This is a genomic window from Aeromonas sp., from assembly GCF_051657805.1.
GTDB lineage: Bacteria > Pseudomonadota > Gammaproteobacteria > Enterobacterales > Aeromonadaceae > Aeromonas.
The window spans coordinates 112,078-136,238 of record NZ_JBOFLJ010000061.1 but is presented as its reverse complement, the minus strand read 5'-3'; the positions used below and the strand labels follow the sequence as shown (position 1 = coordinate 136,238).

At 66.1% G+C, this 24,161-nt stretch carries 21 protein-coding genes; 10 read left to right on the top strand and 11 right to left on the bottom strand.

Annotated elements, in window-relative coordinates; translation table 11 throughout:
• The first annotated feature begins 12 nt into the window (after positions 1 to 12).
• The 3 genes from sgrR (at position 13) to ACRCYW_RS19350 (ending at position 2,931) form a co-directional block, all read left to right on the top strand.
• Positions 13 to 1,704, top strand: coding sequence for an HTH-type transcriptional regulator SgrR (sgrR, locus tag ACRCYW_RS19360; RefSeq protein WP_438551627.1), 1,692 nt, complete (start codon positions 13 to 15; stop codon positions 1,702 to 1,704).
• A gap of 99 nt (positions 1,705 to 1,803) precedes the next feature.
• The gene (locus ACRCYW_RS19355; protein ID WP_438551626.1) at positions 1,804 to 2,199 is read left to right on the top strand and encodes an acyl-CoA thioesterase; all 396 of its coding nucleotides are present in this window, start codon (positions 1,804 to 1,806) and stop codon (positions 2,197 to 2,199) included.
• Positions 2,200 to 2,229: 30 nt separating this feature from the next.
• The gene (locus tag ACRCYW_RS19350) at positions 2,230 to 2,931 is read left to right on the top strand and encodes a hypothetical protein (protein WP_438551625.1); all 702 of its coding nucleotides are present in this window, start codon (positions 2,230 to 2,232) and stop codon (positions 2,929 to 2,931) included.
• Between the two features lie 90 nt (positions 2,932 to 3,021).
• Here the strand turns inward: ACRCYW_RS19350 and ACRCYW_RS19345 are convergent, their stop codons facing one another.
• Together ACRCYW_RS19345 and ACRCYW_RS19340 are read right to left on the bottom strand one after the other, a co-directional pair.
• Positions 3,022 to 3,774 carry a lipase secretion chaperone gene (locus ACRCYW_RS19345; protein WP_438551624.1) on the bottom strand — a complete coding sequence of 251 codons (753 nt, stop codon included), beginning with the start codon at positions 3,772 to 3,774 and terminating at the stop codon, positions 3,022 to 3,024.
• Positions 3,771 to 4,682, bottom strand: a complete 912-nt coding sequence (locus ACRCYW_RS19340) for a lipase family alpha/beta hydrolase (protein WP_438551623.1) — start codon at positions 4,680 to 4,682, stop codon at positions 3,771 to 3,773. The genes ACRCYW_RS19345 and ACRCYW_RS19340 overlap by 4 nt, the downstream gene beginning before the upstream one ends.
• Positions 4,683 to 4,961: 279 nt before the next feature.
• Between ACRCYW_RS19340 and ACRCYW_RS19335 the strand changes: the two genes are divergently transcribed.
• Entirely contained in the window at positions 4,962 to 5,387 is a 426-nt protein-coding gene (locus tag ACRCYW_RS19335) for a hypothetical protein (protein WP_438551773.1), read from the top strand.
• Positions 5,388 to 5,406: 19 nt separating this feature from the next.
• Positions 5,407 to 6,021, top strand: a complete 615-nt coding sequence (locus ACRCYW_RS19330; protein WP_438551622.1) for a superoxide dismutase — start codon at positions 5,407 to 5,409, stop codon at positions 6,019 to 6,021.
• Positions 6,022 to 6,092: 71 nt separating this feature from the next.
• Here the strand turns inward: ACRCYW_RS19330 and ACRCYW_RS19325 are convergent, their stop codons facing one another.
• The 8 genes from ACRCYW_RS19325 to ACRCYW_RS19290 all read right to left on the bottom strand — a co-directional run bounded on the left by ACRCYW_RS19325 (position 6,093) and on the right by ACRCYW_RS19290 (position 17,339).
• Positions 6,093 to 6,998 carry a SanA/YdcF family protein gene (locus tag ACRCYW_RS19325; RefSeq protein ID WP_438551621.1) on the bottom strand — a complete coding sequence of 302 codons (906 nt, stop codon included), beginning with the start codon at positions 6,996 to 6,998 and terminating at the stop codon, positions 6,093 to 6,095.
• A gap of 141 nt (positions 6,999 to 7,139) precedes the next feature.
• The gene (locus tag ACRCYW_RS19320) at positions 7,140 to 9,884 is read right to left on the bottom strand and encodes a collagenase (RefSeq protein ID WP_438551620.1); all 2,745 of its coding nucleotides are present in this window, start codon (positions 9,882 to 9,884) and stop codon (positions 7,140 to 7,142) included.
• 229 nt (positions 9,885 to 10,113) lie between these two features.
• On the bottom strand, positions 10,114 to 11,538 hold the full coding sequence (locus ACRCYW_RS19315; RefSeq protein ID WP_438551619.1) for an AMP-binding protein: 1,425 nt from the start codon (positions 11,536 to 11,538) through the stop codon (positions 10,114 to 10,116).
• Positions 11,531 to 12,460, bottom strand: a complete 930-nt coding sequence (gene menC / locus ACRCYW_RS19310; protein ID WP_438551618.1) for an o-succinylbenzoate synthase — start codon at positions 12,458 to 12,460, stop codon at positions 11,531 to 11,533. Before menC ends, ACRCYW_RS19315 begins: the two co-directional genes overlap by 8 nt.
• Positions 12,460 to 13,320, bottom strand: coding sequence for a 1,4-dihydroxy-2-naphthoyl-CoA synthase (gene menB / locus ACRCYW_RS19305; RefSeq protein ID WP_438551617.1), 861 nt, complete (start codon positions 13,318 to 13,320; stop codon positions 12,460 to 12,462). Before menB ends, menC begins: the two co-directional genes overlap by 1 nt.
• A 72-nt stretch (positions 13,321 to 13,392) precedes the next feature.
• Positions 13,393 to 14,172: a 2-succinyl-6-hydroxy-2,4-cyclohexadiene-1-carboxylate synthase gene (gene menH / locus ACRCYW_RS19300; protein ID WP_438551616.1), complete on the bottom strand. Its 780-nt coding sequence runs from the start codon at positions 14,170 to 14,172 to the stop codon at positions 13,393 to 13,395.
• 53 nt (positions 14,173 to 14,225) lie between these two features.
• Positions 14,226 to 15,941, bottom strand: coding sequence for a 2-succinyl-5-enolpyruvyl-6-hydroxy-3-cyclohexene-1-carboxylic-acid synthase (gene menD / locus ACRCYW_RS19295; protein ID WP_438551772.1), 1,716 nt, complete (start codon positions 15,939 to 15,941; stop codon positions 14,226 to 14,228).
• A gap of 63 nt (positions 15,942 to 16,004) precedes the next feature.
• Positions 16,005 to 17,339, bottom strand: a complete 1,335-nt coding sequence (locus ACRCYW_RS19290; RefSeq protein WP_438551615.1) for an isochorismate synthase — start codon at positions 17,337 to 17,339, stop codon at positions 16,005 to 16,007.
• A 213-nt stretch (positions 17,340 to 17,552) separates the two neighbouring features.
• Here ACRCYW_RS19290 and ACRCYW_RS19285 point away from each other — a divergent pair, with 213 nt between their 5' ends.
• The 5 genes from ACRCYW_RS19285 to ACRCYW_RS19265 all read left to right on the top strand — a co-directional run bounded on the left by ACRCYW_RS19285 (position 17,553) and on the right by ACRCYW_RS19265 (position 22,563).
• Positions 17,553 to 18,458: a 1,4-dihydroxy-2-naphthoate polyprenyltransferase gene (locus ACRCYW_RS19285; RefSeq protein WP_438551614.1), complete on the top strand. Its 906-nt coding sequence runs from the start codon at positions 17,553 to 17,555 to the stop codon at positions 18,456 to 18,458.
• Between the two features lie 246 nt (positions 18,459 to 18,704).
• Complete coding sequence (cstA, locus tag ACRCYW_RS19280; RefSeq protein WP_438551613.1) at positions 18,705 to 20,831, top strand: pyruvate/proton symporter CstA; 2,127 nt, start codon at positions 18,705 to 18,707, stop codon at positions 20,829 to 20,831.
• 54 nt (positions 20,832 to 20,885) lie between these two features.
• Positions 20,886 to 21,083 (top strand): YbdD/YjiX family protein, encoded by a 198-nt coding sequence (locus ACRCYW_RS19275; RefSeq protein ID WP_025325546.1) that lies wholly within the window; start codon positions 20,886 to 20,888, stop codon positions 21,081 to 21,083.
• A gap of 237 nt (positions 21,084 to 21,320) precedes the next feature.
• A complete protein-coding gene (locus ACRCYW_RS19270) occupies positions 21,321 to 22,334 on the top strand; it encodes a CobW family GTP-binding protein (protein WP_438551612.1) in 1,014 nt (337 codons plus the stop codon).
• 13 nt (positions 22,335 to 22,347) lie between these two features.
• Positions 22,348 to 22,563 (top strand): DUF6500 family protein, encoded by a 216-nt coding sequence (locus tag ACRCYW_RS19265; RefSeq protein ID WP_438551611.1) that lies wholly within the window; start codon positions 22,348 to 22,350, stop codon positions 22,561 to 22,563.
• A gap of 95 nt (positions 22,564 to 22,658) precedes the next feature.
• On the opposite strand, the gene ACRCYW_RS19260 is transcribed toward ACRCYW_RS19265, so the two are convergent.
• Entirely contained in the window at positions 22,659 to 24,053 is a 1,395-nt protein-coding gene (locus ACRCYW_RS19260) for a PepSY-associated TM helix domain-containing protein (protein ID WP_438551610.1), read from the bottom strand.
• Positions 24,054 to 24,161 lie beyond the last annotated feature (108 nt).

The window sequence follows — 24,161 nt, the reverse complement described above, 5'->3', positions numbered from 1 at the left end:
ATTTCCTCTTTTATGCCCAGTACTCGCCTCTATCAGCAGTTTCAACGACTCGCCCAGCAGCTGGGTTCCGACGAGCGGGAGATAAGCCTCGCCGAGGTGGCCGAGCTCTTGTGCTGCACCCCGCGCAACGCCCGCCTCTTGCTGAGACGCATGCAGGAGCAGGGCTGGCTCAGCTGGTCCGCCGAGGCGGGGCGGGGGCGTCGCTCCCGGCTGACCCTGCTCGACAATCAGGAGGGGCTGATCCGGCGCCGGCTGCGGGAGCTGCTGCAGCAGGGGCTGCTGGCCCAGGCGGTTCGGGTGGCGGAGGAGAGGCTGGATCTGCTCAGCCCGCTGCTCATCGAGCAGCTCGGCCAGGCCACCCGGGCAGGGCGCCAGATCCTGCGGGTGCCCTACTACAGGCCGTTGCCCCATCTGCTGCCCACGGCGCCGTTGCGCCGATCCGAGGTGCACCTGAGCCGGCAGATCTTCAACGGACTGACCCGGCGAAATGAGGAAAATGGGGAAATCGAGGGAGATCTGGCCCACCACTGGGAGTGCCTCTCCCCCTGCCACTGGCGCTTCTACCTGAGGCCGGCGGTGCGCTTTCACCACGGCCGCGAGCTGGGGATGGAGGACGTGATCGACAGCCTGCAGGCCCTGCGGGATCGCCCCCTGTTCGCCCATCTGGTGCGGCTGGAGAGCCCCTGGCCCCGCACCCTGGACCTGCATCTGGACAGCCCGGATCCCTGGCTGCCCCATCTGCTGGCGGAACCCGTGGCGGCCGTGTTGCCGAGGGAGCTCAAGGGGGAGCCTGGATTCCCCCTGCAGCCCGTGGGCACGGGCCCCTACCGGGTGACGGAGAACGACCCCCTGCACCTGTGCCTGAGCGCCTTCGACGACTACTTCGGCCTGCGCGCCCTGCTGGACGAGATCGACATCTGGATGCTGCCGGAGCTGGCGGAGCGGCTGGAGAGCCATCTTCAGCTGGGCAGCGACAGCCCGGAGCTCGGCACCATGTGGGGCGAATCCGAGCTGGAATCCGGCTGCTACTTCCTGCTGCAGGACGACAGATCAGCCCCCCTGCAGGATCCGGCCCTGCGCCAGTGGCTGGCCAAGCGGCTCAACCCCATCGCCCTGATGGCACGGGTCGCCCCCGAGCTGCAGCGGGGCTGGACCAGCGCCCTGGGCCTCCTGCCCCACTGGCGGGAGGCCCAGGCCGACCCCGGCCCCGAACCGGCCGAGTTGCCGACCCAGCTGGTGCTGGCCTGCTTCAGCCAGCACCTGGAGTTCAACGAATGTGGCCGTGCCATGGCCAGCCTGCTGGCCGAGCAGGGGATCGCGCTGGAGGTGCGCACCCTGGATTACGACCGCTGGGTGAGCGGGGTGGATGAGGACGTGGATCTCTGGCTCGGTACCCTGAATCTGGAGCACGAGCAGGCTTTCGCCCCCTACGCCTGGCTGCAGGGCACCCCTCTGCTGCGCCGGGTGTGGGCGGGCCAGCAGGGCCTGTGGCAGGGTCTGACGCAGTGGCGCGCCTGCGGTGTGGAGCCCGGCCCCCGTGCCCTGCTGGCCGAGGTGCAGCGACAGGGCCGCTTCGTGCCCCTGTTTCACCACTGGCTGGAGCTGGAGAGCCGGGTCGGGGTGCACGGGGTGCGCATGACGGCCCTCGGCTGGTTCGATTTTCGCAGCGCCTGGTTAAAACCCGAGCAGAGTACGAAGGGGTAAGAAAAGGGAGCCTGATCCCAGCGGGGCACCGGCAGACTTGAGTCACAACCCCGGGCGCGCTAGCCTGTGCCCGGTCCAACGACAAGGAGTCGAATAGTCATGCTGGAAATGCAGATCCAACCCCGTTTTCAAGAGACAGATGCCCTCGGCCACATCAACAACACAGTGCCGGCGGTCTGGTTCGAGTCGGCCCGGGATCCCCTGTTCCGCCTCTTCTCTCCCGAGCTGGACGTGCGCGACTGGCATCTGATCATCGCGGGCTACGAGGTGCAGTTCAAACGGGAGCTGTTCTATGGCCAGCCGGTGACCATCAAGACAGGGGTGCGCCGCATCGGCACCAGCTCCTTCACCCTGTGGCAGGAAGCCTGGCAAGAGGGGGAGCTGGCCGTCACCGGCGAGACGACCCTGATCCATTTCAACTACCAGACCCGCCAGTCCCGGCCGCTCGACGAGCGGCACAGAGAGGGACTCAAGGCCTGGTTGATAGAGCGTTAACCCAAGGCCCCTGGCCATCACAGGACACTTATGCGCAATACCCTGATCGCTCTTACGCTGGGACTCTGCTCCCTGCCTGCACTCGCGGCCTCCCTGGCCGAACAGTTCACCCTGATGGAGAAGGGGGCCGAGAGTGCCCTCGACACCCGGCTGTTCAGCCACGACGGAGTGGACATCAAGGCCTGGATCGACGGCCAGCCCGTCATCATAGCCGTGCCCATCATGAACGAGCTGGGCCAGCTGGAGGGGGAGAGCCGCTACTATTTCAAGGGCGGCAAGCTGTTCGGGGTGAAGGAACCCGCCGCCCAGTTCGCCTTCGACGACGCGGGCTCCCTGACCCAGTGGCTGGATGAGAAGGGCCAACCGGCGGAATTCGTCAGCAAGATGAGCATGCAGCAGCGTCAGGAGTGGCTCACCAAGCGGGCCGCCGAGCTGAGCCAGCTGTTCGTGCCGAGTCAGGCTGAGCAGAAGGCCGCCAAGGGGGGCGTCAAGCTGAAGGGGGCCGAGCTGGCCCAGTGGCTGTGCAGCAGCAAGCTGATGGCGCTGGCCGAGGGCGACAAGGTGGAAGTCGAGTCGCAGAAGATCAAGGTGAGCGAAGCGGGGGTGAAGGGGGAGGTCTCCCTGCGCCAGGAGAAGGGGTGGCAGGATCTCTGCTTCACCTGCGAGCTGCAGGGCACCCAGGTGACCCGCCTCACCTGGCAGCCCATGCCCGCCGCCAACAAACCGCAATAAGGCGGCCGACAAATGACAAGGGGGCCTGGGCCCCCTTGTCGTTCATATCCCCCGCGGGGTTTCTGGTCACAGGCAGCGCGCCGTGCCTGCCTATGGGGTTTCGCCGAGCCTTATCCTGGTCAGTGCCTCCACCCTTTTCCATTGCTCTGGCTGGAACCATTTGGCCAGTATCTCCTGCTGCTGTCCCAGCCTCTCATCGAGGGAAAGGGGGGTCAGCTCCCCCAGATAACCCGCCAACTGCCGATCGAACGCCTGCCGGCTCTGATCCAACTGATGCAGGCGATCCGTGGCCTCCTGCCCGAGCCGCTCCTGCAACAGGGCCGCCCGCTCCGTTTCGGGGAGCCGCTCCAGCTGTTGCAGATCCCCGAGCAGACGGCCATTGGTGTCGGCATCCCTGAACCACTGGGGCTGCTCCGCCAGCCAGAGCTCGAGCTCTGTGGCCAGCCCCGGCTTGTCGGCATCGCTTGCCTCCGCCAGCGCCTTGCGGCGCAGGGTCCATTGCTCCATCAGCCGGTCTTCGGCAAACAGCTGATCCTGCTCGGCCGGGGTGAAACTCTGCTGGCGCAGCTGCTCGCGCTCGTCGAACAACAGCTGCAGGCTGGCGAGGCCGGGATCCGCCGGCACCGTCAGGCTGCCCTCTGCCGCGAGGAAGCCCTGATATCGGCGCATCAGCGCGTCCCCCTCGCCCGTCTCTCCCTGCTCGATGCGCTGGGCCAGCTGATGGCGCAGGGCCCCGCGCTCGGGGGCGGCCGAGAGGCTGGGTTCAGGCTCAGGCCACAGGGCCAGCCCCGCCAGCAGCAGGGTGGGGCCGAGCACTCCCAGCATCAGCGTCCCCCGCTTCATAGCCCCAACCCCTGCAGGCGGTTGGCGTGCTGGCGATAGAGGGTGAGGGGATCCGTCTCGAACAGGTGGTGGATGCCGAAGGACTGGTTCACCTCGTCCAGGTGGTTCATCCGGTAGCCCGTGCCGATGACCTTGCCGAGGTGACTGCTACACACCCCCACCAGGCCGTCGTTGGGCTCCTTGAAGAAGGTGCCGGTCAGCGCCAGGGTGGGATCCACGGGATCCAGGATGTTGGTCATGTTGCCGCGCCCGCTCCAGGAGAAGTAGTAGACCCCGTTGGCGGCCCGCAGCGGCCCCTCGCCGCAATACTGGCCGGGCAGTCCCTCCGGATAGCGTTGGTTGAAGCGCTGGGCGCCGGCGCTGGTGAGGGCATCGAGGGCCTTGAGGGGATCCTGGGGCAGGCTGCTGCCCCCCGAGAGCAAGGAGATGACTCCGGACAGGGCCGAGGCCGCCGCCACCGCCAGCTGCTCGGCCGCCGAGCCGGGTTTGACGCTGGTGCGCACCAGATCCGCTATCTCGGATCCCTGGTTGACACCCCCCACGCTGGTGGCGGAGGCGACCAGCTCGGGGGCGACCGAGGCCACGTAACGGATGGTGGGGCCGCCGTGGGAGTGGCCGATGAGATTCACCTTCTCCGCCCCCGTGATGGCGAGTACCTGCTGCACCTGCTTGAGCAGCTGCTCACCGCGCAGCTCGGAACTCTGGGTGGCGGAGACCTGGGCCACGTAGACTCTGGCGCCGTCCCGGCTCAGCGCCTGGGGGATGCCGTAGAAGTAATCGACCCCGAGCAACTTGTCGAAGCCGAATAACCCGTGCACCAGCACTATGGGATAACGGGTCTGGGTGTAGCCGGCCCCCTGGGCCAGCAGGGGCAGGGCGCAGAGCAGCGCCAGAAGCCATTTTTTCATCTGCATCATCCTTGTATCGACAGACTGCCCTTGGCAGCCACCGGCCTCATGCCAGTGCCCATCAGCATGGTCGCTGAACTCGAATGTATCTGTGGGTGCGGTCACTAAACCGGCCATCTCGGTAAAACACTACCCATATGGGCAGAAGGAAGTGGCAAATCTATCCCTTGTGTTCCCCCCTCAAATAAGTTAAATAATAATTATTATCATTTCGGTGTTCAAGGCATGACAGCAAGCTGGGTGAAGGGATGGGTCGGCGCGAGTGACGCGGACAACAGCATGGCGCACTGGAAGCAGCAGACCCTGTGCGGCAACCGCCATTTCGATGCGGGAGAACATGCCAAGGCCCTCGACTGCTACCAGCAGGCGCTCTGGCTGGCCCGCCAGCAGTTCTCCTTCTGGCCGGATGCCGACGAGGCGGTGGCGGCCCTGGTGGTGGCCCATCACAACATGGCGGATCTGCTGATCGCCATGACGTTGCCGGACAGGGCCGCGGATCTCTTGTGCCATATTCACGACTGCCTGCTGGCCACCAGCCAGTCACCGGCCTGCTCCCAGTCCCTGCGCACCTCCGCCCAGCGCCATAGCCACAACACCCGTACCGAGCTGCTCGCCTTCGTGCGCAGGCACGGTAGCCACGACGGCATTCAACGCTGCCTCGGCCAATGCCTGTGCCAGGCCGAGCCGGCTTCCCGACTGCATTAACCCGATAAGAGAGACGAACATGAGCCATACCCTGCCCGCCCTTGCCTACGCCTACGATGCCCTCGAGCCCCATATCGATGCCCTGACCATGGAGATCCACCACAGTCGCCATCATCAGACCTACATCACCAACCTGAACGTCGCCCTGGAAGGGGCCCCCGAACTCGCCGCCTTGCCGGTGGAGGAGTTGCTGGCCCGTTTCGACAGCCTGCCGGCCAAGATCCAGGGGGCGGTGCGCAACCACGGCGGCGGTCACGCCAACCACAGCCTGTTCTGGCTGGTGATGAGCCCGCAGGGGGGCGGCGTGCCGAGCGGTGCCCTGGCGGCCGCCATAGAGCGGGATCTGGGGGGGCTGGATGCCTTCAAGCAGGTCTTCACCCAGGCGGCCCTGAGCCGCTTCGGCAGTGGCTGGGCCTGGCTGGTGGTGGACAAGGCCGGCAAGTTGCAGGTGGAGAGCAGTGCGAACCAGGACAGCCCATTGATGCAGGGCAACACCCCCATCCTGGGGCTGGATGTGTGGGAGCACGCCTACTACCTCAAGTATCAGAACAAGCGTCCCGACTACATCGCCGCCTTCTACAACGTCGTGGATTGGGCCGAGGTGGCGCGTCGCTACCAGCAGGCGCTGGCATAGGTGATTCCGTCACGGATGAAAAAAGAGACCCGCCAATTGGCGGGTCTCTTTTTTATGTTTCGTCGCCGAACTCAGTCGGTCGCCGCGTCGGCACTGGTGGGGGCCGCCGCACTGCTGGCGGAGGCGGCCGGGGTCAGGGTGGTGACGGCCGCACTGGCCGAGGTCGCTACCGCCGCGCTGGGCATGGGTTGAGATGGCTTCGCGGGCGTGGCCGGCGTCTTGGCCGCGGGAATGGGCAGGCAGGGCTGGCTGGCGCCCAGGGTGCTCAGGGCCTGGCAGGGGATGGGGCCGCCGATGACGATGGGCTCGCCGAGGAACTTGGGGCCCTTGTCCAGCACATAGAGATCGAGCAGCCCCATCAGGCGGGCGAACACTTCCCGTACCCGGGTGCGGATCCCCTGATAGGCGCTGGGATCCAGGGCGTTGAAGCCGACCGCGTCTATGCCGAAGTGGCGGGCGATGAAGATGGCGCGCTCGTTGTGGAAGGCCTGGGAGACCACGGTGAAGCGGGACTGGCCGAACACCTCCTTGGCCCGCACCACGGAGTCCAGGGTGCGAAAGCCCGCGTAGTCGCTGTAGATGGCGCTGGCGGGAATGCCGGCCTGGATCAGGGCCCGCCGCATCTGGCGCGGCTCGTTGTACTGCACGGTGGCGTTGTCGCCGGAGACCAGGATGTAGTCCACCTTGCCGTTGTTGTAGAGCTCGGCGGCGGCCTTGATCCTGTATTTGAAGTAGTGGTTCGGGCTGCCCCCGATCAGGTATTTGGAGGTGCCGAGCACCACGGCGACCCTGTTGTAGGGCACGGCGTCGACGTCGTCATAGGTGTAGTGACGGGCGTCCGAGACGGTCCACTCGCTGTAGCCCAGCAGCGCGGCGGCGGCGGCCAGCAGCAGGCAGAGGCAGGCGAGCAGGATCTTGGCAAACTTCTTCATGCGCGGTGCGATTCGGGTCTGAAGTAAGGGATGACAGGGAGCCATTCTATTACAAGTTGGCTGCCGGCGTCAGGCTTGATGGCCCCGAAGGATGTCACTCGGGCAGAGACTGTCGCTGGCAGGAAGGGGGCTTGGCGGGAAAATTCAGGGGCGGCATGGCCGCCCCTGTGGTGGCAAGGAGGAGACTCAGTGGGCTGAGTCGTTGCCCTGACAGGCCTCGGAGTCCTTGTTGGCCTCCCACCAGGGCAGCAGTTCACCTGCCAGCCAGTCCTGATAGGCCTCGCTGTCGCTGGCGATCAGGTTGTCCAGCTCACCCTCGAAGGCCCCCATCGCCTGAGCCTGGTCCTGGTTGCGCAGGGCCTGGGCCATGGCCAGCCAGCTGGCGCCGCGGCCGGTCTCGTTCAGGAAGCGGTGCACCGTATAGGACCAGGAGTAGACCATCTCGCCCCCCTTGTCGTAATCCAGGTGCAGGATCTCGGCGAGGCTGGGGCGCTCGCCCGCCGGGCGGGCGGCGACGTTGTCCAGGCCGCGGGCGAAGCACTGGCCGTGGGCGATGAACTCAGCCAGCCCTTCCGACCACCAGGTGGTGCGGTTGAGGGGGTAGTGACCGAAGCTGCCGTACTGGTTGAAGCGGCCGTCCAGGTAGTGGACGTACTCGTGACGCAGGTTCCACACCTGGAAGGCGGGGCGTTTCCACTCCGCCTCATAGGCGAAGAAACGGGCCTGGTTGCCTGGGCGCGCCGGATCCCCCTCGATGTAGATGCCGCCGTTGTCGGTGGAGACGCCGCCAAACAGGGCGCTGCCGTAGCGTTTCCAGTCGGCGGAGGAGTCGAAGATCACCAGCTCCAGGGCCTCGTTGAGATCGTCCGCCACCGGCTGGCCACCGGTCTGCATCTGCTGGTGGAACTGCTGCTCCTCGGCGCCGAGCTCACGGCAGATCCCCTCCGCCTGGTTCATGGTCAGATCCTGGGCCCGCAGGCGCAGGGTGGGGGAGCAGGTGTGCTCGAACGGCAGCACGTCCTCCACCCGTATGGGGGTGCACAGGCCGGCGAAGTCACCGCTGATGCAGGCCTCGCTGGTGCGATCCGTGTAGGTCAGGTAGTAGGTGGAGAGGGTCAGGGACATGTCCTCCAGCAGCGCCGGGCTCTGGCTGCCCCCCGGGATCAGGCCGTGGTGACGGATCTGGGCGATGACGGAGTCATCCAGCTGCTTGCGATAGGCTTCTGCCTCGTCCGGGCGGGTGTAGCGGGCAACCCGGTAGAGGCGGGTGTAGGCGTCCAGCACGTTGTTGAGCAGGAAGAGATCGGCGCCGTCCCGTCCTTGCCAGAGGGCGAGCTCGCTCATGCCGATGGCGTGCAACTGCTTGCGCAGTTCATCGTCCTGCTGGCGGAAGTCGGCGGCGAAGGGGGTGGCGTAGTCGCTGGCGAAGTCGATGAAGTTCAGCAGATCGAACAGGCCGGTCGCCCAGGGGTGGCGGCCGTTGATCTCGCCGGCGTGGCGGGTGCTGTAGGCCAGCATCTGGTTGAACTGGCCGAGCAGGGTGCCGAACCGGCTCTGCACCGCCGGGCTCCTGAACTGGCCGTGCAGGGCGATGCTCCAGGCACCGATGACGGCCCCCACCTCATCGCTCGCCTGCTCGGGATAGAGCAGGGGATGGGCCCCGAGGGCGGTCAGCGCCTCGGCCAGGGCCTCGGCGGCGGCGGGGCCATCCTCCCTGTGCTTGCCGTAGTTGTGATAGTTGTGGGCGCGCACGTACTCCAGCAGCAGCTTCATGGCCGGATGGGCCGGCTGATTGGCCGCCAGCAGGCTCTGGATGCCGCGGGAGACCGCCAGCAGCTTGGTGTCGTCGTGGCCGTAGTTCTCCAGCCACACCGGGGCGGGCTGGCCGCTGGCATCCTGCACTATCTTGGCCGCTTCGGCGTCCAGCAGCTCGGTACCCGGCAGATCCGGCTCGGAGCAGGCCCGGCCATCGGCGCGGCGGCAGTCGAGCTGCTCCTCCTTGCTGGCCAGTATGATGGGACGATTGAGAGTCCGGCTCTCCTGCCACTCGGCCGTCTCCGGCAGGGCCTGCCACTCGCTCCCCCCGACCGGGTATTGATAACCGGTGTCTTTCAAGACCACCTGCACCTCGCTGCCGGCGGGCAGGGTCTGGCGGCAGACCCGGTAACTGATGGTCTTGTCCCCCTCCTGGCGGGTCTGGGGCTCGTCGCACTCCTGCTGGGTTTTCGCCTCGTCCAGCAGCCAGCTGTACTGGCGCCAGACGTGCAGCTCACGTACCTGGCTGGCGGCCTGACTGCCCGCCACGGGTTGCAGGCGGAAGAAGATCTGCTCGAGTCGGCCATCCCGCTCGTTGGGGGTCTCCTCCAGCACACTCAGCTGTTGCCAGTTCTGCGGCTGATATTGCCAGGATGACTCGGCGCAGCGACCCTCGGCATTGAGCTCGCAGCGATCCAGCTCCCGTTCGCTGTGCCCCAGAACGATCCGCTCCGCCAGGGGCAGGTGATCCGGACGCGGAGCGGTCGGCGTGCCCGCCAGGGGCTCCCAGCGCCCCTGTTTCAGGCCATAGCCGAAGTCATAGCTGCTGGCCGGCACCGCCTTGCCCATCGGCACGACCTCTTCGCAGCTGAGATAGCGGATCTGCCAGCCCTGCTCGACCCGTACCCTGGGCTCACCGCACTGCTGTTCGGCCAGGGGGGCGAGATCGGCCGCCTGCCAGTCGAAGCGGCGATAGACCCTCAGCTGCTGATAGGGGGCGCCGGCGTCGCGGGCGCCCAGCTCATAGGTGACTTCGGTGATCCTGTCTCCGAGCTGGCGGCTCGATTCGCCGTTCAGTTGGTAGTGCCGCCAGTCGGCGCTGTAGTTGGCCAGCGCCGAGGTGGCGAGCAGGCTTGGGGCTGCCAACAACAGCAGCCGGGTACCCAGGTGGTTCATGGTGATCCCTTTGGTGGATGAATGGGTGTGGGGGATCGGAGAGGGTAGTGGGCTCCAAAGGAATATCAATTGGCCAGTTGGGCTGGGGCAATGATCCCTTTCACATGCAAGATGGCAAAGTCAGCCCCATTAGGGACCGCATTGATAGCAAGGACTTATCCCTATATGGGGGTAAGCATCAGAGAGAGGCCCGTACCGGGGGTGGGGAAGGCGCGCCCGACCAGGGCGGTCAGGATGCGGCGGCCAGGGTGGCGAGCCGGGTGCGGGAGGGTTTGAGGTTGCCGCCGAGATCCGGCCAGGGCAGCCAGCGATCCGGCACCATGAAGCCGGGCAGTGACTGCCTGATCCAGGCCGCCAGTTCGGCAGGAGGAAGGGCCTCCCCGTGCCAGTCGACAAAGGCGGCGGGGCGCTGGCCCCACTGCTCGTCCGGGATGGGGACCACCAGCGCCTGGGCCACGGCGGGGTGATCCACCAGCCGCTGCTCTATGGTCTCCGGCTGGATGTTCTCCCCCCCCGAGATGAAGAGGTTGTCGAGCCGCCCCTCCACCACCAGTGCCCCGTCCGGGGTGAGATGACCCTTGTCCCGGGTGTGGAACCAGCCCTCGGCGTCCAGCGGCCGCTCCAGCTCGCCCGCCTTGAAGTAGCCGGCGAACAGGGTGGCGCCGCGCACGCAGATCTCCCCCTGTTGGATGCAGATCTCCCGTCCGGGCAGGGGGCGACCCACCACGCCGGCGCCGGCGGGCTGGCCGGTGCAGACCTGGCTGCCCATCTCCGACAACCCGTAGCTCACCTTGGGGGTGAGGCCCAGGGCGCGGAGTCGGCTCACCAGAGGCTCCGGGATGGCGGCGCCGCCGAGCAGCAGCTCCCGCAACCGGGTGCGGGTTGGGTCGAAGCCCTGGGCCAGCAGGCGCCAGAGCTGGGTCGGCACCAGGGAGAGGTGGGTGATGGGCTGCTGCTCCAGCCGCTCCTTGAGGGGTCGGCTGCGGTCGTCCAGCACCAGGGCCGCCCCCGCCAGGAAGACTCTGAACAGGATGGCGTAGCCGCCGACGTGAAACAGCGGCAACGAGAGCAGCCAGCCGCACGCCTCATCCAGAGGAATGAGGGCGCCTGAGCCCCTGGCGGATGCCAGATGGTTGGCGAGGCGGTGCACCACGGCCTTGGGGGTACCGCTCGATCCCGAGGTGAGGATCATGTTGCTCGGCTGTTCGGGGGCCAGAGGCAGGGGGCGCTGACCCTGGTCCAGCTCGGCCCCGAAATCCAGCCTCAGCCCTTGCCAGGGACCGTCCGGGATCGCGGTCTCGGACCAGAAGGCGGCGACGGCGAGCTGGCTTGCCAGCTCGGCTTGTTTTGGCAGGGGGAAGGCGGGGTTGAGGGGACAGAAGACGATCTGGCTGCGAATGCAGGCCCAGGCCAGCAGCACGTCTGCCTCGGCCCCGCGTACCACGGCGGCCAGCCTGTCTCCGGCCTGCAGGCCCGCAGACTCCAGCTGCCGGCAGAGGGCGTTTAGCCTCAGATCCAGCTGCCGGTAGTCGAGGGGGCGCCCCTGCGGCGTGGGGGCGTGGATGGCGATCCGCTCTGGTGCCATCAGGGCCCAGTGGCGGACCGGGCAGGACTCGGTGGCCTGACCGATAGCGGGTGATTGGGCCTCAATCACGGTGGAACAGGGGCTTGAGCTGTGCCAGATCGGGCTGGCCCTGCTTGTCCAGCAGATCCCCGGTCAGCCAGCGGCGGGTGTCCAGGCCCGGCGCCTGATCCGGCGCCCATTCGCCTGCGAGGCGGGCGAGCTGGCCGAGGCCGACGCCGGACTCGAAGCAGGAGGAGACGATCACCTTGAGCCTCAGATCCCGGGCCTTGGCCACCAGGGCCTCGCTGTTGGCCAGGCTGCCCAGCAACATGGGTTTGAGTACCAGGGCCTTGAGCTGGGGGATGGGTTGCCAGGTTTCCCCCTGGCTCAGCAGCTCGTCCAGGGCCACCGGCATGTTGGTGCGGGCGGCCACGAAGGCGATGTCGTCGAAGCGGGCACAGGGATCTTCCAGGTATTCGATCCGGTTCGCGTCCAGATGGCCGCAGAAGGCCCAGGCCTCCTCGCGGGTCCAGCCCTGGTTCGCATCCAGCACCAGCTTGAGATTGGGGCGTCTGTCCAGCAGCAGGCGGATCAGCGCGAGTTCATCCCGCATGGGGTAGCGGGCCACCTTCAGCTTGGCCTTGAGCGGGGTCTCGTGCAGCCACAGCTTCCAGTTCTTGAGCAGCTCCTGGGGGGAGCCCTGTATGAGGGGATAGGGCTCGGGCAAGCTGGCGGTCTGTGCGGGCCACTGGCGCCGGGCGCAGTCCAGACCAAATTGCACCGAGGGCAGGCGGGGGGCAATGGTTTCACCCCTCGCCAGTTGCGTCAGGCAGGCGATGGCCTCGGTCTGTGCCTCGGCCAGGGTCTCCCTGGAGAAACCGGGCAGGGGGGCTATCTCCCCCCAGCCGTCGTTGATGCGCACCAGCAAGCCCTCGCGCGCCGCCTCCACCTTGCCGTGAAAGGTCAGAGGCTGGGTAAAAGGCAGATGGTAGCGATAGAGGGCGAGTGTCATCAGGGGTTCCGCTTGTATTTGGAGAAGTCGGGACGGCGTTTCTCGTTGAACGCGTTGCGCCCTTCCTGACCCTCTTCGGTCATGTAGAACAGCATGGTGGCATTGCCAGCCAGCTCCTGCAAGCCGGCCTGGCCGTCGCAGTCGGCGTTCAGGGCAGCCTTCAGGCAGCGCAGGGCCATGGGGCTGTTCTGCAACATCTCGCGGCACCAGCGCACGGTTTCGCGCTCCAGCTCGGCCAGGGGCACGACGGTGTTGACCAGACCCATGTCGAGGGCTTGCTGGGCGTCGTACATGCGGCACAGGAACCAGATCTCGCGGGCCTTCTTCTGGCCGACGATGCGGGCCATGTAGGAGGCGCCCCAGCCGCCGTCGAAGGAACCGACCTTCGGGCCGGTCTGGCCGAACTGGGCGTTGTCCGCCGCTATGGTCAGGTCGCACATCATGTGCAGCACGTGGCCGCCACCGACCGCGTAGCCCGCCACCATGGCCACCACGGGCTTGGGGCAGGTGCGGATGTCGCGCTGGAAGTCCAGCACGTTGAGGTGATGGGTGCCTTCGTCATCCCGGTATCCACCGTAGTCGCCGCGGATCTTCTGGTCGCCACCGGCGCAGAACGCCTTCTCGCCGAAACCGGTGAGTATGATGGTGCCGACCCGATCGTCGTAGCGCGCATCGGCCAGGGCCTGCAGCATCTCCTTGACGGTGCGGGGACGGAAGGCGTTGCGCACCTGGGGACGGTTGATGGTGATCTTGGCAATGCCATCCTGGGACTTGTGATAGAGGATGTCCTCGTAACCGGCAGAACAGTCCTGCCATTCGATAGGAGCGTAGAGTTCCGCTTCCGTCATTGCTTCAATCATGTGCACTCTCTTGTTGTTGGTCGGCCCGCGGGGGCAGGCCGGGATGGTTCATGGCCGGACGGGGCGGCCGGCTCAGGTGCTGCCGTGCCAGTCATGCAGGCAGGCGGCGAAGCGTTCGGGTTGGTCGGCGTGCAGATTATGGCCGCCATCCAGCGCCAAGTGATTGATATTGCAACCCTGCTCCACCAGCTGGCAAGCCAGGCTGTGGAATTTTTGATCCCGGCTGCCGGAGATCCAGGTCACCGGCAAGGGGGGGGCGGCCCTCGCGGCGGTCCTGAGCCAGGGGGCGAGATCCGGCTGCTTGCCCAGCGACGTGGCCCGCAGCATGGCGGCCACGGCCCGGCCATCATTGCCGAGGCGTCTGGCGATCTGCCGTGCCCGTCCATTCTCGTCGAGATCCGCGAACACCGGCTGGCGATACCAGTCCGCCAGCACCTCGGCCAGGGGTCCGTCCTCGAAGCGGCGGGCCCAGATCTCGTCGTGGGCGATGCGGGCGGCTCGCTCGGCGGCGGGCAGGCCGGGGTGGCAGTTCTCCAGCAGCAGGGCCTGCAGCCCGGCGGGGGCCTGGCTGGCGTGATAGAGCGCCAGCCGTCCACCGAGGGAGTAGCCCGCCAGCCGGTAGCGGCGGATGCCGCGAGCCGCGAGCTCGCCACAGAGCCAGGCGTTGGCCTCGTCGAAGCCGCTGACCCGATGTGAGCGGTTGCGGCCGTGACCGGGCAGATCCAGGGCGTGGCATTCGATCCCGGGCAGGGCGTCGATCACCCCCTGCCAGTCCCGACCATCGCCGAGCAGACCGTGCAGCAGTACCAGCGGCACTGCGCGATTGTCTGGATTAGAAGTCACGCGTCGCATTTCCCACTGTTTTTGGATCCTCGGTCACTTCGCCGTCACTGAAAGACTCGATGTCAGTGACCACGAATCACATTTCCCAGAGTCTTCAGATCCTCGGCCACTTCCTGGCTCGGCACCTTGATTTCAATCAGAGTTACGCCCTTTTCCAGGGCCTGCGCGTAATTTTGCTCGAACTCGGCCAGGGTGGTCGGTGCCCGGTACTGGAGGCCGAACATGGCGGCGGCGTGCTCGAAGTGCAGGCCGTGGGGCAGGCAGTAGTAGGTCTCCAGCAGCCGATCGCCGGTGGGCACCGGCAGCATGCGGAAGATGCTGCCGCCGTCGTTGTTGAGCAGGATCACCACCAGGGGCTGGCTCCCCTTGCCGAGCAGGGCCAGGCTGTTGAGATCGTGCAGGGCGCTCAAGTCCCCGAGCAGCAGGGTGGTAGGCTCCTCGCGCGATTGGGCGAAACCATAGGCCGTGGCGATGAGGCCATCGATGCCGGAGGCACCGCGATTGGTCATCACCCGGCTCGGTCCCTTGCCGGTCTCGCCGAGCATGTCCATCAGCCGGGCTGGCATGCTGTTGCCCACGAACAGCTGGCCTTCGATGAGCCGGTTCAGGCGGTGGCAGACTCCGAGCTCGGAGAAGCGATCGCAGGCGGCGTGGATCTGCTGGCTGGCCCCTTGGTGGCGCTCCCGCAGTCTGTGCCAGGGTTGCTGCGTCTCTGTCCCTCTCTCATGAACGGGGTGGGCGGTGACGAAGGCGGTGGGCTCGCACAGCAGGCGGCGGCGCAGCCGGTAGTCAGGATCCAGGCGCGCCGGCTGCGGATCCACCAGCCAGTAATCCTGCCAGGGGTGCTGTTTGATGAACTGGCCGAGGCGCTTGGAGACGAGGCGGGCGCCGAATTGCAGCAGCACCTCGGCGCGGGCCAGCTCGCTCACGAAGCAGCTGTTTTGCAGGGCGAGATCCATGTGGATGAGGTTGCGTTCATCGAAGCGGATCTGGCTCTGCAGATCCGCCAGCAGCGGCCAGCCGAGACGCTCCGCCAACTCGGCCACCGCCTTGCCCTGCACGGGATCCTGGATGCGGCCCGCGACGATGACGCCGCGCTTGCCTCTCAGCTCGGCCCAGTCGCTCTGGACGGGGCAGGCTGGCTCCCCCAGCTGCCAGGGGCTCCAGGGCTCGCCCGAGCGGAGCCAGTCGCCGAGGGGCGCCAGGTAGTCGCCGAACTCCTGATAGGTATCACCGGGGTAGAGGGGCTCCGGGTACATGCAGTTGAAGTGCACGGGGCCGGGAGTGCGCGCCTGCTGGGCCAGCGCCTGATCCACCGAGCTCAGCACGAAGGCGGCGGGAATGGTCTGGGTCGGACTCGGCAGATTGAGTTGATAGACGGGGTAGTGGCCGAAGATCCCCTGCTGATTGATGGCCTGGTTGGCGCCGTTGTCGATGAGCTCGGGCGGCCGGTCGGCCGAGAGAATGATGAGGGGCACCCCGGTCAGCTGGGCCTCGGCCACCGCGGGCCAGAGGTTCGCCACCGCCGTGCCCGAGGTCATGATCACGGCGACCGGTCGGCCCGTGCCCTTGGCGAGGCCGAGCGCCATGAAGCCGAGACCCCGCTCGTCGAAATGCAGGTGGCGGCGAAAGCCCGGGTGGGCGGCGGCGGCCATGGTGAGGGGGGCCGATCGGGAGCCGGAGGCCAGGGTGATGTCCCGCACGCCGAGACGATAGAGCTCCTCCAGCAGGAGGGAAGACCAGACGTGGTTGAAGGTGGCGTGCTGGCTGGCAAACACTCGGTGCTCAGACACTTGGCTGGCAGACATAGGGCTCTCGCAGTGAGGAATCGATGAGAAAGGCTATCCCAGCAGGGAGAGCACGTTGGCTATCTTGTTGTCGAGCTCGGCCCACTCGGCGGCGGGCTCGGAGCCCGCCACTATGCCGGCGCCGGCAAACAGGCGGAGGCTCTGCTCCTGCACCAGGGCGCTGCGGATGGCGACGGCGAACTCCGAGGTCTCCCGGCTCAGCATACCGCAGGCCCCGGCGTACCAGCCCCGTTTGTAAGGCTCATGTTCGCGGATAAAGGCGAGCGCCGACTCGCGCGGCGCCCCCCCCACCGCCGGGGTGGGATGCAGGGCGTCCAGCAACTGCCAGTCACACACCCCGGGGCCGAGCTCGGCCTCGATGTCGCACTTGAGGTGCTGCAAGAGCCGCAGCTTGAGGATGCGCGGCTCGGTCAGGCTGGCATTGCTGGTGAGGGGCGCAAGCCGGCTGAGGATGTCCGCATGAACCAGCCGATTCTCCAGCCGGTTCTTGCTGTCGGCCAGGAGCTCCGCCGCCAGCCGCTCATCGGTGGCGGCATCCCCGGAGCGGCGAATGGTGCCCGCGAGCGCCTCGGTGAAGAGGTGGCGGCCTTCCCGGCGATAGAGGCGCTCGGGGGAGCAGGAGATGAAGCTCTGCTCCGGGCTGAACTGGAAGCCGAAGTGGAAGCACTCCTGGGCCTGACCTGCCCACTGGGCCAGCAGGGACCAGGGGGAGAGGGGGGCCTGGCTGGCGTCTGCCTGATCCAGGCTGCTCTCACGGGAGAGCACCACCTTGGGGGTGTGGGCCTGGGAGGCCGGGCTGGTGACGGTCTCGACCAGCTGTTGCCACAGGGCCGGTGAGGGGCAATCCTGCCGCTGCCAGGCCCGTTTGCCAAGGGGTGGCAGGGGGGCTTCCGGCAGCAGGGCATCGAGGGCCGATCCGGCGGCCCGCAGCTCGGCATCGAATGCGCCGACCTCATCCCGTGTCGGCAACCAGAGGTTCAGGCAGAGGCTGACACATTCCCCCCGGCGCACCAGCTCGATGCGCGGCAACACGAAGCGGCAGGGGCCGAACCCAGGCCAGCCGGGCTGAGCGGGATCGAACGCCAGACCGCCATAGTAGCGGGGGCTGTCATCGCTGCCGCCGTCGATGCTGTCGCAGACCCGGCGGATGTCCTGGGGGCGGGTCAGCTCGTGGATACAGCCGAGGGCCACATACTCCGGGCTCTGGGGGCTGCGTGCCTGCCAGTAGATGCGGGGATAGAGGGTCTGCGCCGCCAGCCAGCCCAGGAAGGATTGTACCTCGACCGCCACGCGCAACCGCACGAAGCCGCTGACAGTGCCGTGACGCAGGGCGTCCAGCTGTTGCTTGATATGGGTCTGGGCCAACATGGATGTCTTGTCTGAGCCGGATAGTGGCGATCGCTCCGGGGGGAGGATGGCGCAGGTTGATGCCAAAGGGCGATGATTTCCTATATATTATCTGCCCATTCTTCCATGTAAATTGCCCGAGGGAGCCCAAAACCCCCACGGAGCCCAAGTATACCGAAATCCGGTTCGATAACCCTTAACACGATCAATATCTGATTGTTTGGCCATCACAATATGACAAATACCTTCTCTGTTTGGCTGTTGGCGGCGCGTTTGCGAACACTGCCCCTCGCCTGTTCCTCCATCTTGTTGGGGTCGGGGCTGGCCGCCAGCCGGGGTGCCTTCGATGGCGCCATCATGGGCCTCTCCCTGTTGACCGCCATCCTGCTGCAGATCCTCTCCAACCTGGCCAACGACTATGGGGATGCGGTCTCCGGCGCCGACAACGGCGAGCGCATCGGCCCCCAGCGTGCCGTGGTCTCCGGCCTCATCACCCGCAAGCAGATGTGCATCGCCATGGGGCTGACGGCGCTGGCAGCCATCGTCAGCGGCCTCGCCCTGCTGGCCTGTGCCTTCGGCGAGGCCTGGCAGCAGATACTGCTGTTCGTCCTGCTGGGGGGGGCCGCCATCATCGCGGCCATCACCTACACGGTGGGCAAGACCCCCTATGGCTATCGTGGTTTCGGCGACATCTCCGTCTTCCTGTTCTTCGGTTTGCTGGGGGTGCTCGGCTCCTACTACCTCTTCACCCACACCCTGCAGTGGGATCTGCTGTTGCCCGCCACCGCCTGCGGCCTGCTGGCGACCGCCGTGCTCAACATCAACAACGTGCGGGACATAGAGACAGACGCCGCCAGCGGCAAGATCACCCTGGCGGTGCGCCTCGGTCGCAACCGCGCCATCGCCTACCACTGGGCCCTGCTGGGGGCGGCGCTGCTGGCCACCGTCGCCTTCCTGCTGACGCAGCAGGCCGGCCTCTGGCCCTGGATCTTCCTGCCCGCCTTGAAGCCCCTCACCGATGCCGCCCGCACCCTGCGGCTGAGCTTCGATGGGGAGGTGTTGACCGGCGCCCTCAAGAAGACCGCCATCAGCGCCTTCCTCTACAGCCTGCTGCTCTCCATCGGTCTCGCCCTCTCCTGAGTGGTGATCGACAAGAGGCCCCGCGAGGGGCCTTTTTTATGGGCGTTTTTGTCGTTTTTATCAATCCATTCAGTCTCATCCGTGCAGCCCTCATCCCCTTCGCCGTGATCCGGTCGGCAATATTGAGAAATTCCCGCGGCAGGCTCAGGAGTTGTGACGGAGCCCGATTGTGGCACCCACTCGATTGCTATAGAGATGTAACCGTATCTGGCTGCTTGTGTAAAAAATCCATGGAGGGAGCACTGAATGGACAAGTTAGGGAAACATCTGGGATGGGGGTTGCTGGCGCTGGCCGGTGCCTGCTCCCTCGGCTATATCGCCCTCAATCGGGGTGAACAGATCAACGCGCTCTGGATAGTGGTGGCAGCGGTGTGCGTCTATCTGATCGCCTATCGCTACTACGGCCTCTTCATCGCCAAGCGGGTGCTGGCGGTGGACAGCAGCCGCATGACCCCGGCGGTGCGTCACAACGACGGTCTGGACTATGTGCCGACCGACAAGAAGGTGCTGTTCGGGCACCACTTTGCCGCCATCGCCGGCGCCGGCCCCTTGGTGGGCCCGGTGCTGGCGGCCCAGATGGGCTATCTGCCCGGCATGCTCTGGCTGCTGGCCGGGGTGGTGCTGGCGGGGGCGGTGCAGGACTTCATGGTGCTGTTCGTCTCCACCCGTCGGGACGGTCGTTCCCTCGGCGAGCTGATCAAGTCGGAGATGGGGCCGACGGCCGGGGTCATCGCCCTGGTGGCCACCTTCATGATCATGGTGATCATCCTGGCGGTGCTGGCGATGATAGTGGTCAAGGCGCTCGCCCACAGCCCCTGGGGCACCTACACGGTGGCCTTCACCATACCGCTCGCCATCTTCATGGGGATCTACACCCGTTACCTGAGGCCGGGTCGCATCGGTGAGGTCTCCATCATAGGCCTGGTGTGCCTCATCTTCGCCATCGTCTCCGGCGGCTGGGTGGCCGAGAGCGAGACCTGGGCCCCCTACTTCGACTTCGATGGGGTGCAACTGACCTGGATGCTGGTGGGTTACGGCTTCGTCGCCTCCGTCTTGCCGGTCTGGCTGCTGCTGGCACCGCGGGACTACCTCTCCACCTTCCTCAAGATCGGCACCATAGTCGGCCTCGCCATCGGCATACTGGTGACCCAGCCGACCCTGCAGATGCCGGCGTTGACCCAGTTCGTGGACGGCACTGGTCCGGTCTGGGCCGGGGATCTCTTCCCCTTCCTGTTCATCACCATCGCCTGTGGCGCCGTCTCCGGCTTCCACGCGCTCATCTCCTCTGGTACCACCCCCAAGATGCTGGCCAACGAGAACCAGGCCTGCTTCATCGGTTACGGCGGCATGCTGATGGAGTCCTTCGTCGCCATCATGGCCCTGGTCTCCGCCTGCGTCATCGATCCGGGCGTCTACTTCGCCATGAACAGCCCTATGGCGGTGCTGGCACCGGCGGGCACCGCAGACGTGGTGGCCTCCGCCGCCGCCGTGGTGAGCGGCTGGGGCTTCCAGATCACCCCGGATACCCTGACCCGCATCGCCAGCGAGGTGGGCGAGCAGAGCATCATCTCCCGTGCCGGCGGCGCCCCGACCCTGGCGGTGGGCATGGCCTACATACTGCACGGTGCCCTCGGCGGCCTGATGAATGTCGCCTTCTGGTACCACTTCGCCATCCTGTTCGAGGCCCTGTTCATCCTCACCGCGGTAGATGCGGGTACCCGGGCCGCGCGCTTCATGCTGCAGGATCTGATGGGGGTCATCTCCCCGTCCCTGAAACGCACCGACTCCCTGCCGGCCAACCTGCTGGCCACCGCCCTGTGCGTGCTGGCCTGGGGTTACTTCCTGCATCAGGGGGTGGTGGATCCCCTCGGTGGCATCAACACCCTGTGGCCGCTGTTTGGCATCGCCAACCAGATGTTGGCGGGGATGGCACTGATGCTGTGCGCCGTGGTGCTGGTGAAGATGAAGCGCCAGGCCTACGCCTGGGTGGCGCTGCTGCCCACCAGCTGGCTGCTCATCTGCACCCTGTCGGCGGGTTGGGAGAAGACCTTCAGCGACAATCCCAAGCTCGGCTTCCTGGCCATCGCCAACAAGTTCCAGGCCATGATCGACAGCGGCACCATTCCGGCCCAGTACACCGAATCCCAGCTGGCCCAGTTGGTGTTCAACAACCGGCTGGATGCGGGGCTGACCCTGTTCTTCATGGCGGTGGTGGTGATCCTCGCCTTCTTCTCCCTGAAGACGGCCATGAAGGCCCTGAAGAACCCGCAGCCGACCGCCAACGAGACGCCCTACCAGCCGATGCCGGCGGGCAAGGGGGCGGCCCAGTCCGAGTCTGACGACGACGGTGATCTGGCCCCCAGCCTCAAGTAACTCGACAGGCCGGCACCCCGGGGTGCCGGCCCTTATCGCGAACAAGGAGCAAGCATGTTCGATACCCTGGCCAAGGCGGGCAAATACCTGGGGCAGACCGCCAGACTCATGGTGGGGGTGCCCGATTACGACAACTATGTGCAGCACATGCGGCTGACCCATCCGGAGCAGACCCCCATGAGCCACGACGAGTTCTTTCGCGAACGCCAGGATGCCCGCTACGGCGGCAAGAATGGCGGGCGCTGCTGCTAAGGTTTTACGACTTCCCATCCCAGGACTCTCACCCTGATGCAGGCTGTGGCGGTCACCCTTTACTGATAGATTTTCTCTGTGCCAGTGAGCGATAGCGGGCACTGTTACTTATTCCCTTACCACAGGATTTCCACCATGACCCAGGCTGTAGCGGTCACCCTTTACTGATAGGTTTTCTAGGTGCCAGCGAGCGATAGCGGGCACTGCTACTTATTCCCTCACCACAGGACTCCCACCATGACCCAGGCTGTAGCGGTCACCCTGCTGACCGGTTTTCTCGGCGCCGGCAAGACCACCCTGCTCAACCACTATCTGCGCCATCACGCCGACGCCTCGGTGGCCATCCTCGAGAACGAGTTCGGCGCCGCCAATATCGACGGCGCCCTGCTGGAGGGGGGATCCGGAGTCAGCGTGGTGGAGCTCAGCAATGGCTGCGTCTGTTGCAGCGTGCGCGGGGAGTTCGGCGCGGCCCTGGCCGATCTGCTGGTCCGGCGGGCGGCGGGGGAGCTTAGCTTTGAGCGGCTGATCGTCGAGACCACAGGGCTCGCCGATCCCGCCCCCATCATCCAGACCTTCTTCGTGGAAGAAGGGTTGCGGGACGCGCTGCGCCTGGATGCCGTGGTGACTCTGGCGGATTGCGAGCACATCGGTCGCCAGCTGGACGAACACCCGGTGGCGGCGGCCCAGCTCGGCTTCGCGGATCGCATCCTGCTCACCAAGACGGACCGGGTGGACGAGGCGACCAAGCAGGCTGCCATCGCCCGCATCCACGGGATCAATCCCAGGGCGCAGATCCTCGACATCGTGCAGGGGGAGTGCCCGGCCGCGCTCTGGCTGGATCTGGACGCCTTCACCCTGAGCGACGAGCTCGGTCTGAGCTCTGGCCTGCGCATAGTGCGGGGCAGTAGTCAGGGTTTCGAGGCCTTCTCGCCGCTCTCGGCCCGGCCCCTCTCCTGGCACGACGCCATCTCGGCCCAGTTGTTCGAGGGGGGCGAGCTGGATTTGAAAAAGATCGGCACCTTTATGGCGTCCTGCGTGGAGCGGCACGGCAACGACATGCTGCGTTACAAGGGGGTGCTGGCCATCGCCGGCGAACCTCGTCGCCTCATCGTGCAGGGGATACACAGGGTGGTGGGCTTCGACTACGGCTCCCCCTGGGGGGATGAGGTGCCGCAGTCCCGGCTGGTGATCATCGGTCGCTACCTGCCCATCGACGAGTTGCGCGCCGGTTTTCTGCAGACCCAGGAGTGAGGAGTGTCCACCCATGCGTGCATCGCTGAGAGAGAAGATGATCCGGGTCTGCCAGAAGAAAATCGCCCAGAAGGGGGAGGGGGTGGGCGTCTCCTTCTACGCCTTCTTTGCCAACAAGAATGAGGATCCCGTGCTCTTGATGGAGGCGGCCACCTGGTGGATCCAGACCCATGAACTCGACCACTTCGAGAAGGCCAGCAAGATCGTCCGCCTGATTGAGGCAGAATAGTTGAGGCCGAAGAATAGGATGGGATGAAACGATAAGGGCTCCCGATGGGAGCCCTTTCTTTATTTGCTTGGCTGATGAGTATGCTGCCCGAAGGATCAGCCAGCCTGGGTCATCCCCGCCGGACGGCGGGAGAAGATCAGGGTATCCAGCAGCCAGATGACCACCATGGAGGCCCCCACCAGAGGGAATGCGATGCCGAGCAGCACCAGCACGGCGATGGCGCCACGCATGGGGGGCAGCTTGGCGGGCAGCGGCGGGGCCGCGAGGCGACCCTGTGGGCGGCGGCTCCACCAGATCCAGAGCCCGCTCAGGGCGCTCAACAGCACCATGAGGCAGATGAGGAACATGACGAGCTGGTGGAGCCAGCCGTACATCTTGCCCATGTGCAGCATGACGCCTGTCTCCACCACCTTGGCGACCGGGCCGTAGTCCTGCCAGCGAACATCCGCCAGTACCTTGCCGCTGTATTGATCGATGTGCAGGGTGGCGTCGTTGCGCGGATCGTCGGCAAAGATCGCTATGGTGTAGACACCGGTTTCCCCCGAGGGCGGCGTGATGCTGTAACCCGGGGTGACCTTGCGCTCGCTGGCGATGTCGACAACCTGCTGCAGCGGGATGCGGTGGCTGGCCATCACCATGCCCTCGTGGCCACCGTGACCCATGGCGCTGTGATCGTGACCCTCGGTGGCGGGTTGGGAGCTCGGCATGGGGGTGCTCTCCATGGCCCAGGGTACCGTCTGCTCATGGGCATGGTTGAGGCTGCGGGCCAGCGGCGCCGATTTTGGCACCTCGTTCCACATGGCGGCCGGGAAGCGATTCCAGAGGTTGGCGAACTGATCCCCCCAGAAGCCTGTCCAGGTCATGCCGCTCAAGAGCAGCAACAGCAGGAAGCCGGCTCCCCAGAAGCCGACCACCGCGTGCAGGTCCCGCCACCAGAGTCGTCCCTTCTGACCCGCCCTGGGCCAGAGGATGCCGCCGACGCCAGGCCCCTTGCGCGGCCACCACAGGTAGAGGCCGCTGATGAGCAGCACTATGCCCCAACCGGCGGCCAGCTCGATCAGCCTGTCTCCCGTGGTGCCTATCATCAGCTCGGCGTGCAGGGCCCGCGCCACCGCCTGCAGATTCCACTTGTTGTCCATGGTGCCGAGCAGGGCGCCGCTGGCGGGATCCATGAAGAGGGTCAGCTCACTGCCCTGGCGATCGACCACTATCTGGGCACTCGCATCCGGGGCTAGCGGGGGAAAGTATTTGCGCAGGCTGGCGTCCGGCATGGCGATCACCGCCTTGGCCAGCAGCTGGTCTGCACTCAGAGCCTGAGCCGACGGCTCGACCTTCATCAGCTCCGGATACATGAGATTGTCGAGCTGGGGCTTGAACAGATACACCATGCCGGTGAGGGAGAGCAGGATCAGGAAGGGCGCGACGAAGAGCCCCGCATAGAAGTGCCAGCGCCAGATCCGCTGGTAATGACTCGCGTCGTGGTTTTTCATCTCTGATCCTTGCGGTCGGGGTAAAGGTTGCAGCTGGTGGAAGGTTTGCTGGCGCGGATGATAGCAGCAACGTTTTGTTAACTGCAATAAAACACGGCTGGCCGGTCA

What these genes read in the sequence shown, in the direction of transcription:
- menH (WP_438551616.1), bottom strand. Translation starts at nt 14,172, where the DNA reads ATGCGACGCGTGACTTCTAATCCAGACAATCGCGCAGTGCCGCTGGTA.
- ACRCYW_RS19270 (WP_438551612.1), top strand. Translation starts at nt 21,321, where the DNA reads ATGACCCAGGCTGTAGCGGTCACCCTGCTGACCGGTTTTCTCGGCGCC.
- menC (WP_438551618.1), bottom strand. Translation starts at nt 12,460, where the DNA reads ATGACACTCGCCCTCTATCGCTACCATCTGCCTTTTACCCAGCCTCTG.
- ACRCYW_RS19290 (WP_438551615.1), bottom strand. Translation starts at nt 17,339, where the DNA reads ATGTTGGCCCAGACCCATATCAAGCAACAGCTGGACGCCCTGCGTCAC.
- ACRCYW_RS19325 (WP_438551621.1), bottom strand. Translation starts at nt 6,998, where the DNA reads ATGGCTCCCTGTCATCCCTTACTTCAGACCCGAATCGCACCGCGCATG.
- ACRCYW_RS19265 (WP_438551611.1), top strand. Translation starts at nt 22,348, where the DNA reads ATGCGTGCATCGCTGAGAGAGAAGATGATCCGGGTCTGCCAGAAGAAA.
- ACRCYW_RS19330 (WP_438551622.1), top strand. Translation starts at nt 5,407, where the DNA reads ATGAGCCATACCCTGCCCGCCCTTGCCTACGCCTACGATGCCCTCGAG.
- ACRCYW_RS19350 (WP_438551625.1), top strand. Translation starts at nt 2,230, where the DNA reads ATGCGCAATACCCTGATCGCTCTTACGCTGGGACTCTGCTCCCTGCCT.
- ACRCYW_RS19335 (WP_438551773.1), top strand. Translation starts at nt 4,962, where the DNA reads ATGGCGCACTGGAAGCAGCAGACCCTGTGCGGCAACCGCCATTTCGAT.
- sgrR (WP_438551627.1), top strand. Translation starts at nt 13, where the DNA reads ATGCCCAGTACTCGCCTCTATCAGCAGTTTCAACGACTCGCCCAGCAG.
- cstA (WP_438551613.1), top strand. Translation starts at nt 18,705, where the DNA reads ATGGACAAGTTAGGGAAACATCTGGGATGGGGGTTGCTGGCGCTGGCC.
- ACRCYW_RS19275 (WP_025325546.1), top strand. Translation starts at nt 20,886, where the DNA reads ATGTTCGATACCCTGGCCAAGGCGGGCAAATACCTGGGGCAGACCGCC.
- ACRCYW_RS19260 (WP_438551610.1), bottom strand. Translation starts at nt 24,053, where the DNA reads ATGAAAAACCACGACGCGAGTCATTACCAGCGGATCTGGCGCTGGCAC.
- ACRCYW_RS19355 (WP_438551626.1), top strand. Translation starts at nt 1,804, where the DNA reads ATGCTGGAAATGCAGATCCAACCCCGTTTTCAAGAGACAGATGCCCTC.
- ACRCYW_RS19285 (WP_438551614.1), top strand. Translation starts at nt 17,553, where the DNA reads ATGACAAATACCTTCTCTGTTTGGCTGTTGGCGGCGCGTTTGCGAACA.
- ACRCYW_RS19345 (WP_438551624.1), bottom strand. Translation starts at nt 3,774, where the DNA reads ATGAAGCGGGGGACGCTGATGCTGGGAGTGCTCGGCCCCACCCTGCTG.
- ACRCYW_RS19320 (WP_438551620.1), bottom strand. Translation starts at nt 9,884, where the DNA reads ATGAACCACCTGGGTACCCGGCTGCTGTTGTTGGCAGCCCCAAGCCTG.
- menB (WP_438551617.1), bottom strand. Translation starts at nt 13,320, where the DNA reads ATGATTGAAGCAATGACGGAAGCGGAACTCTACGCTCCTATCGAATGG.
- ACRCYW_RS19340 (WP_438551623.1), bottom strand. Translation starts at nt 4,682, where the DNA reads ATGAAAAAATGGCTTCTGGCGCTGCTCTGCGCCCTGCCCCTGCTGGCC.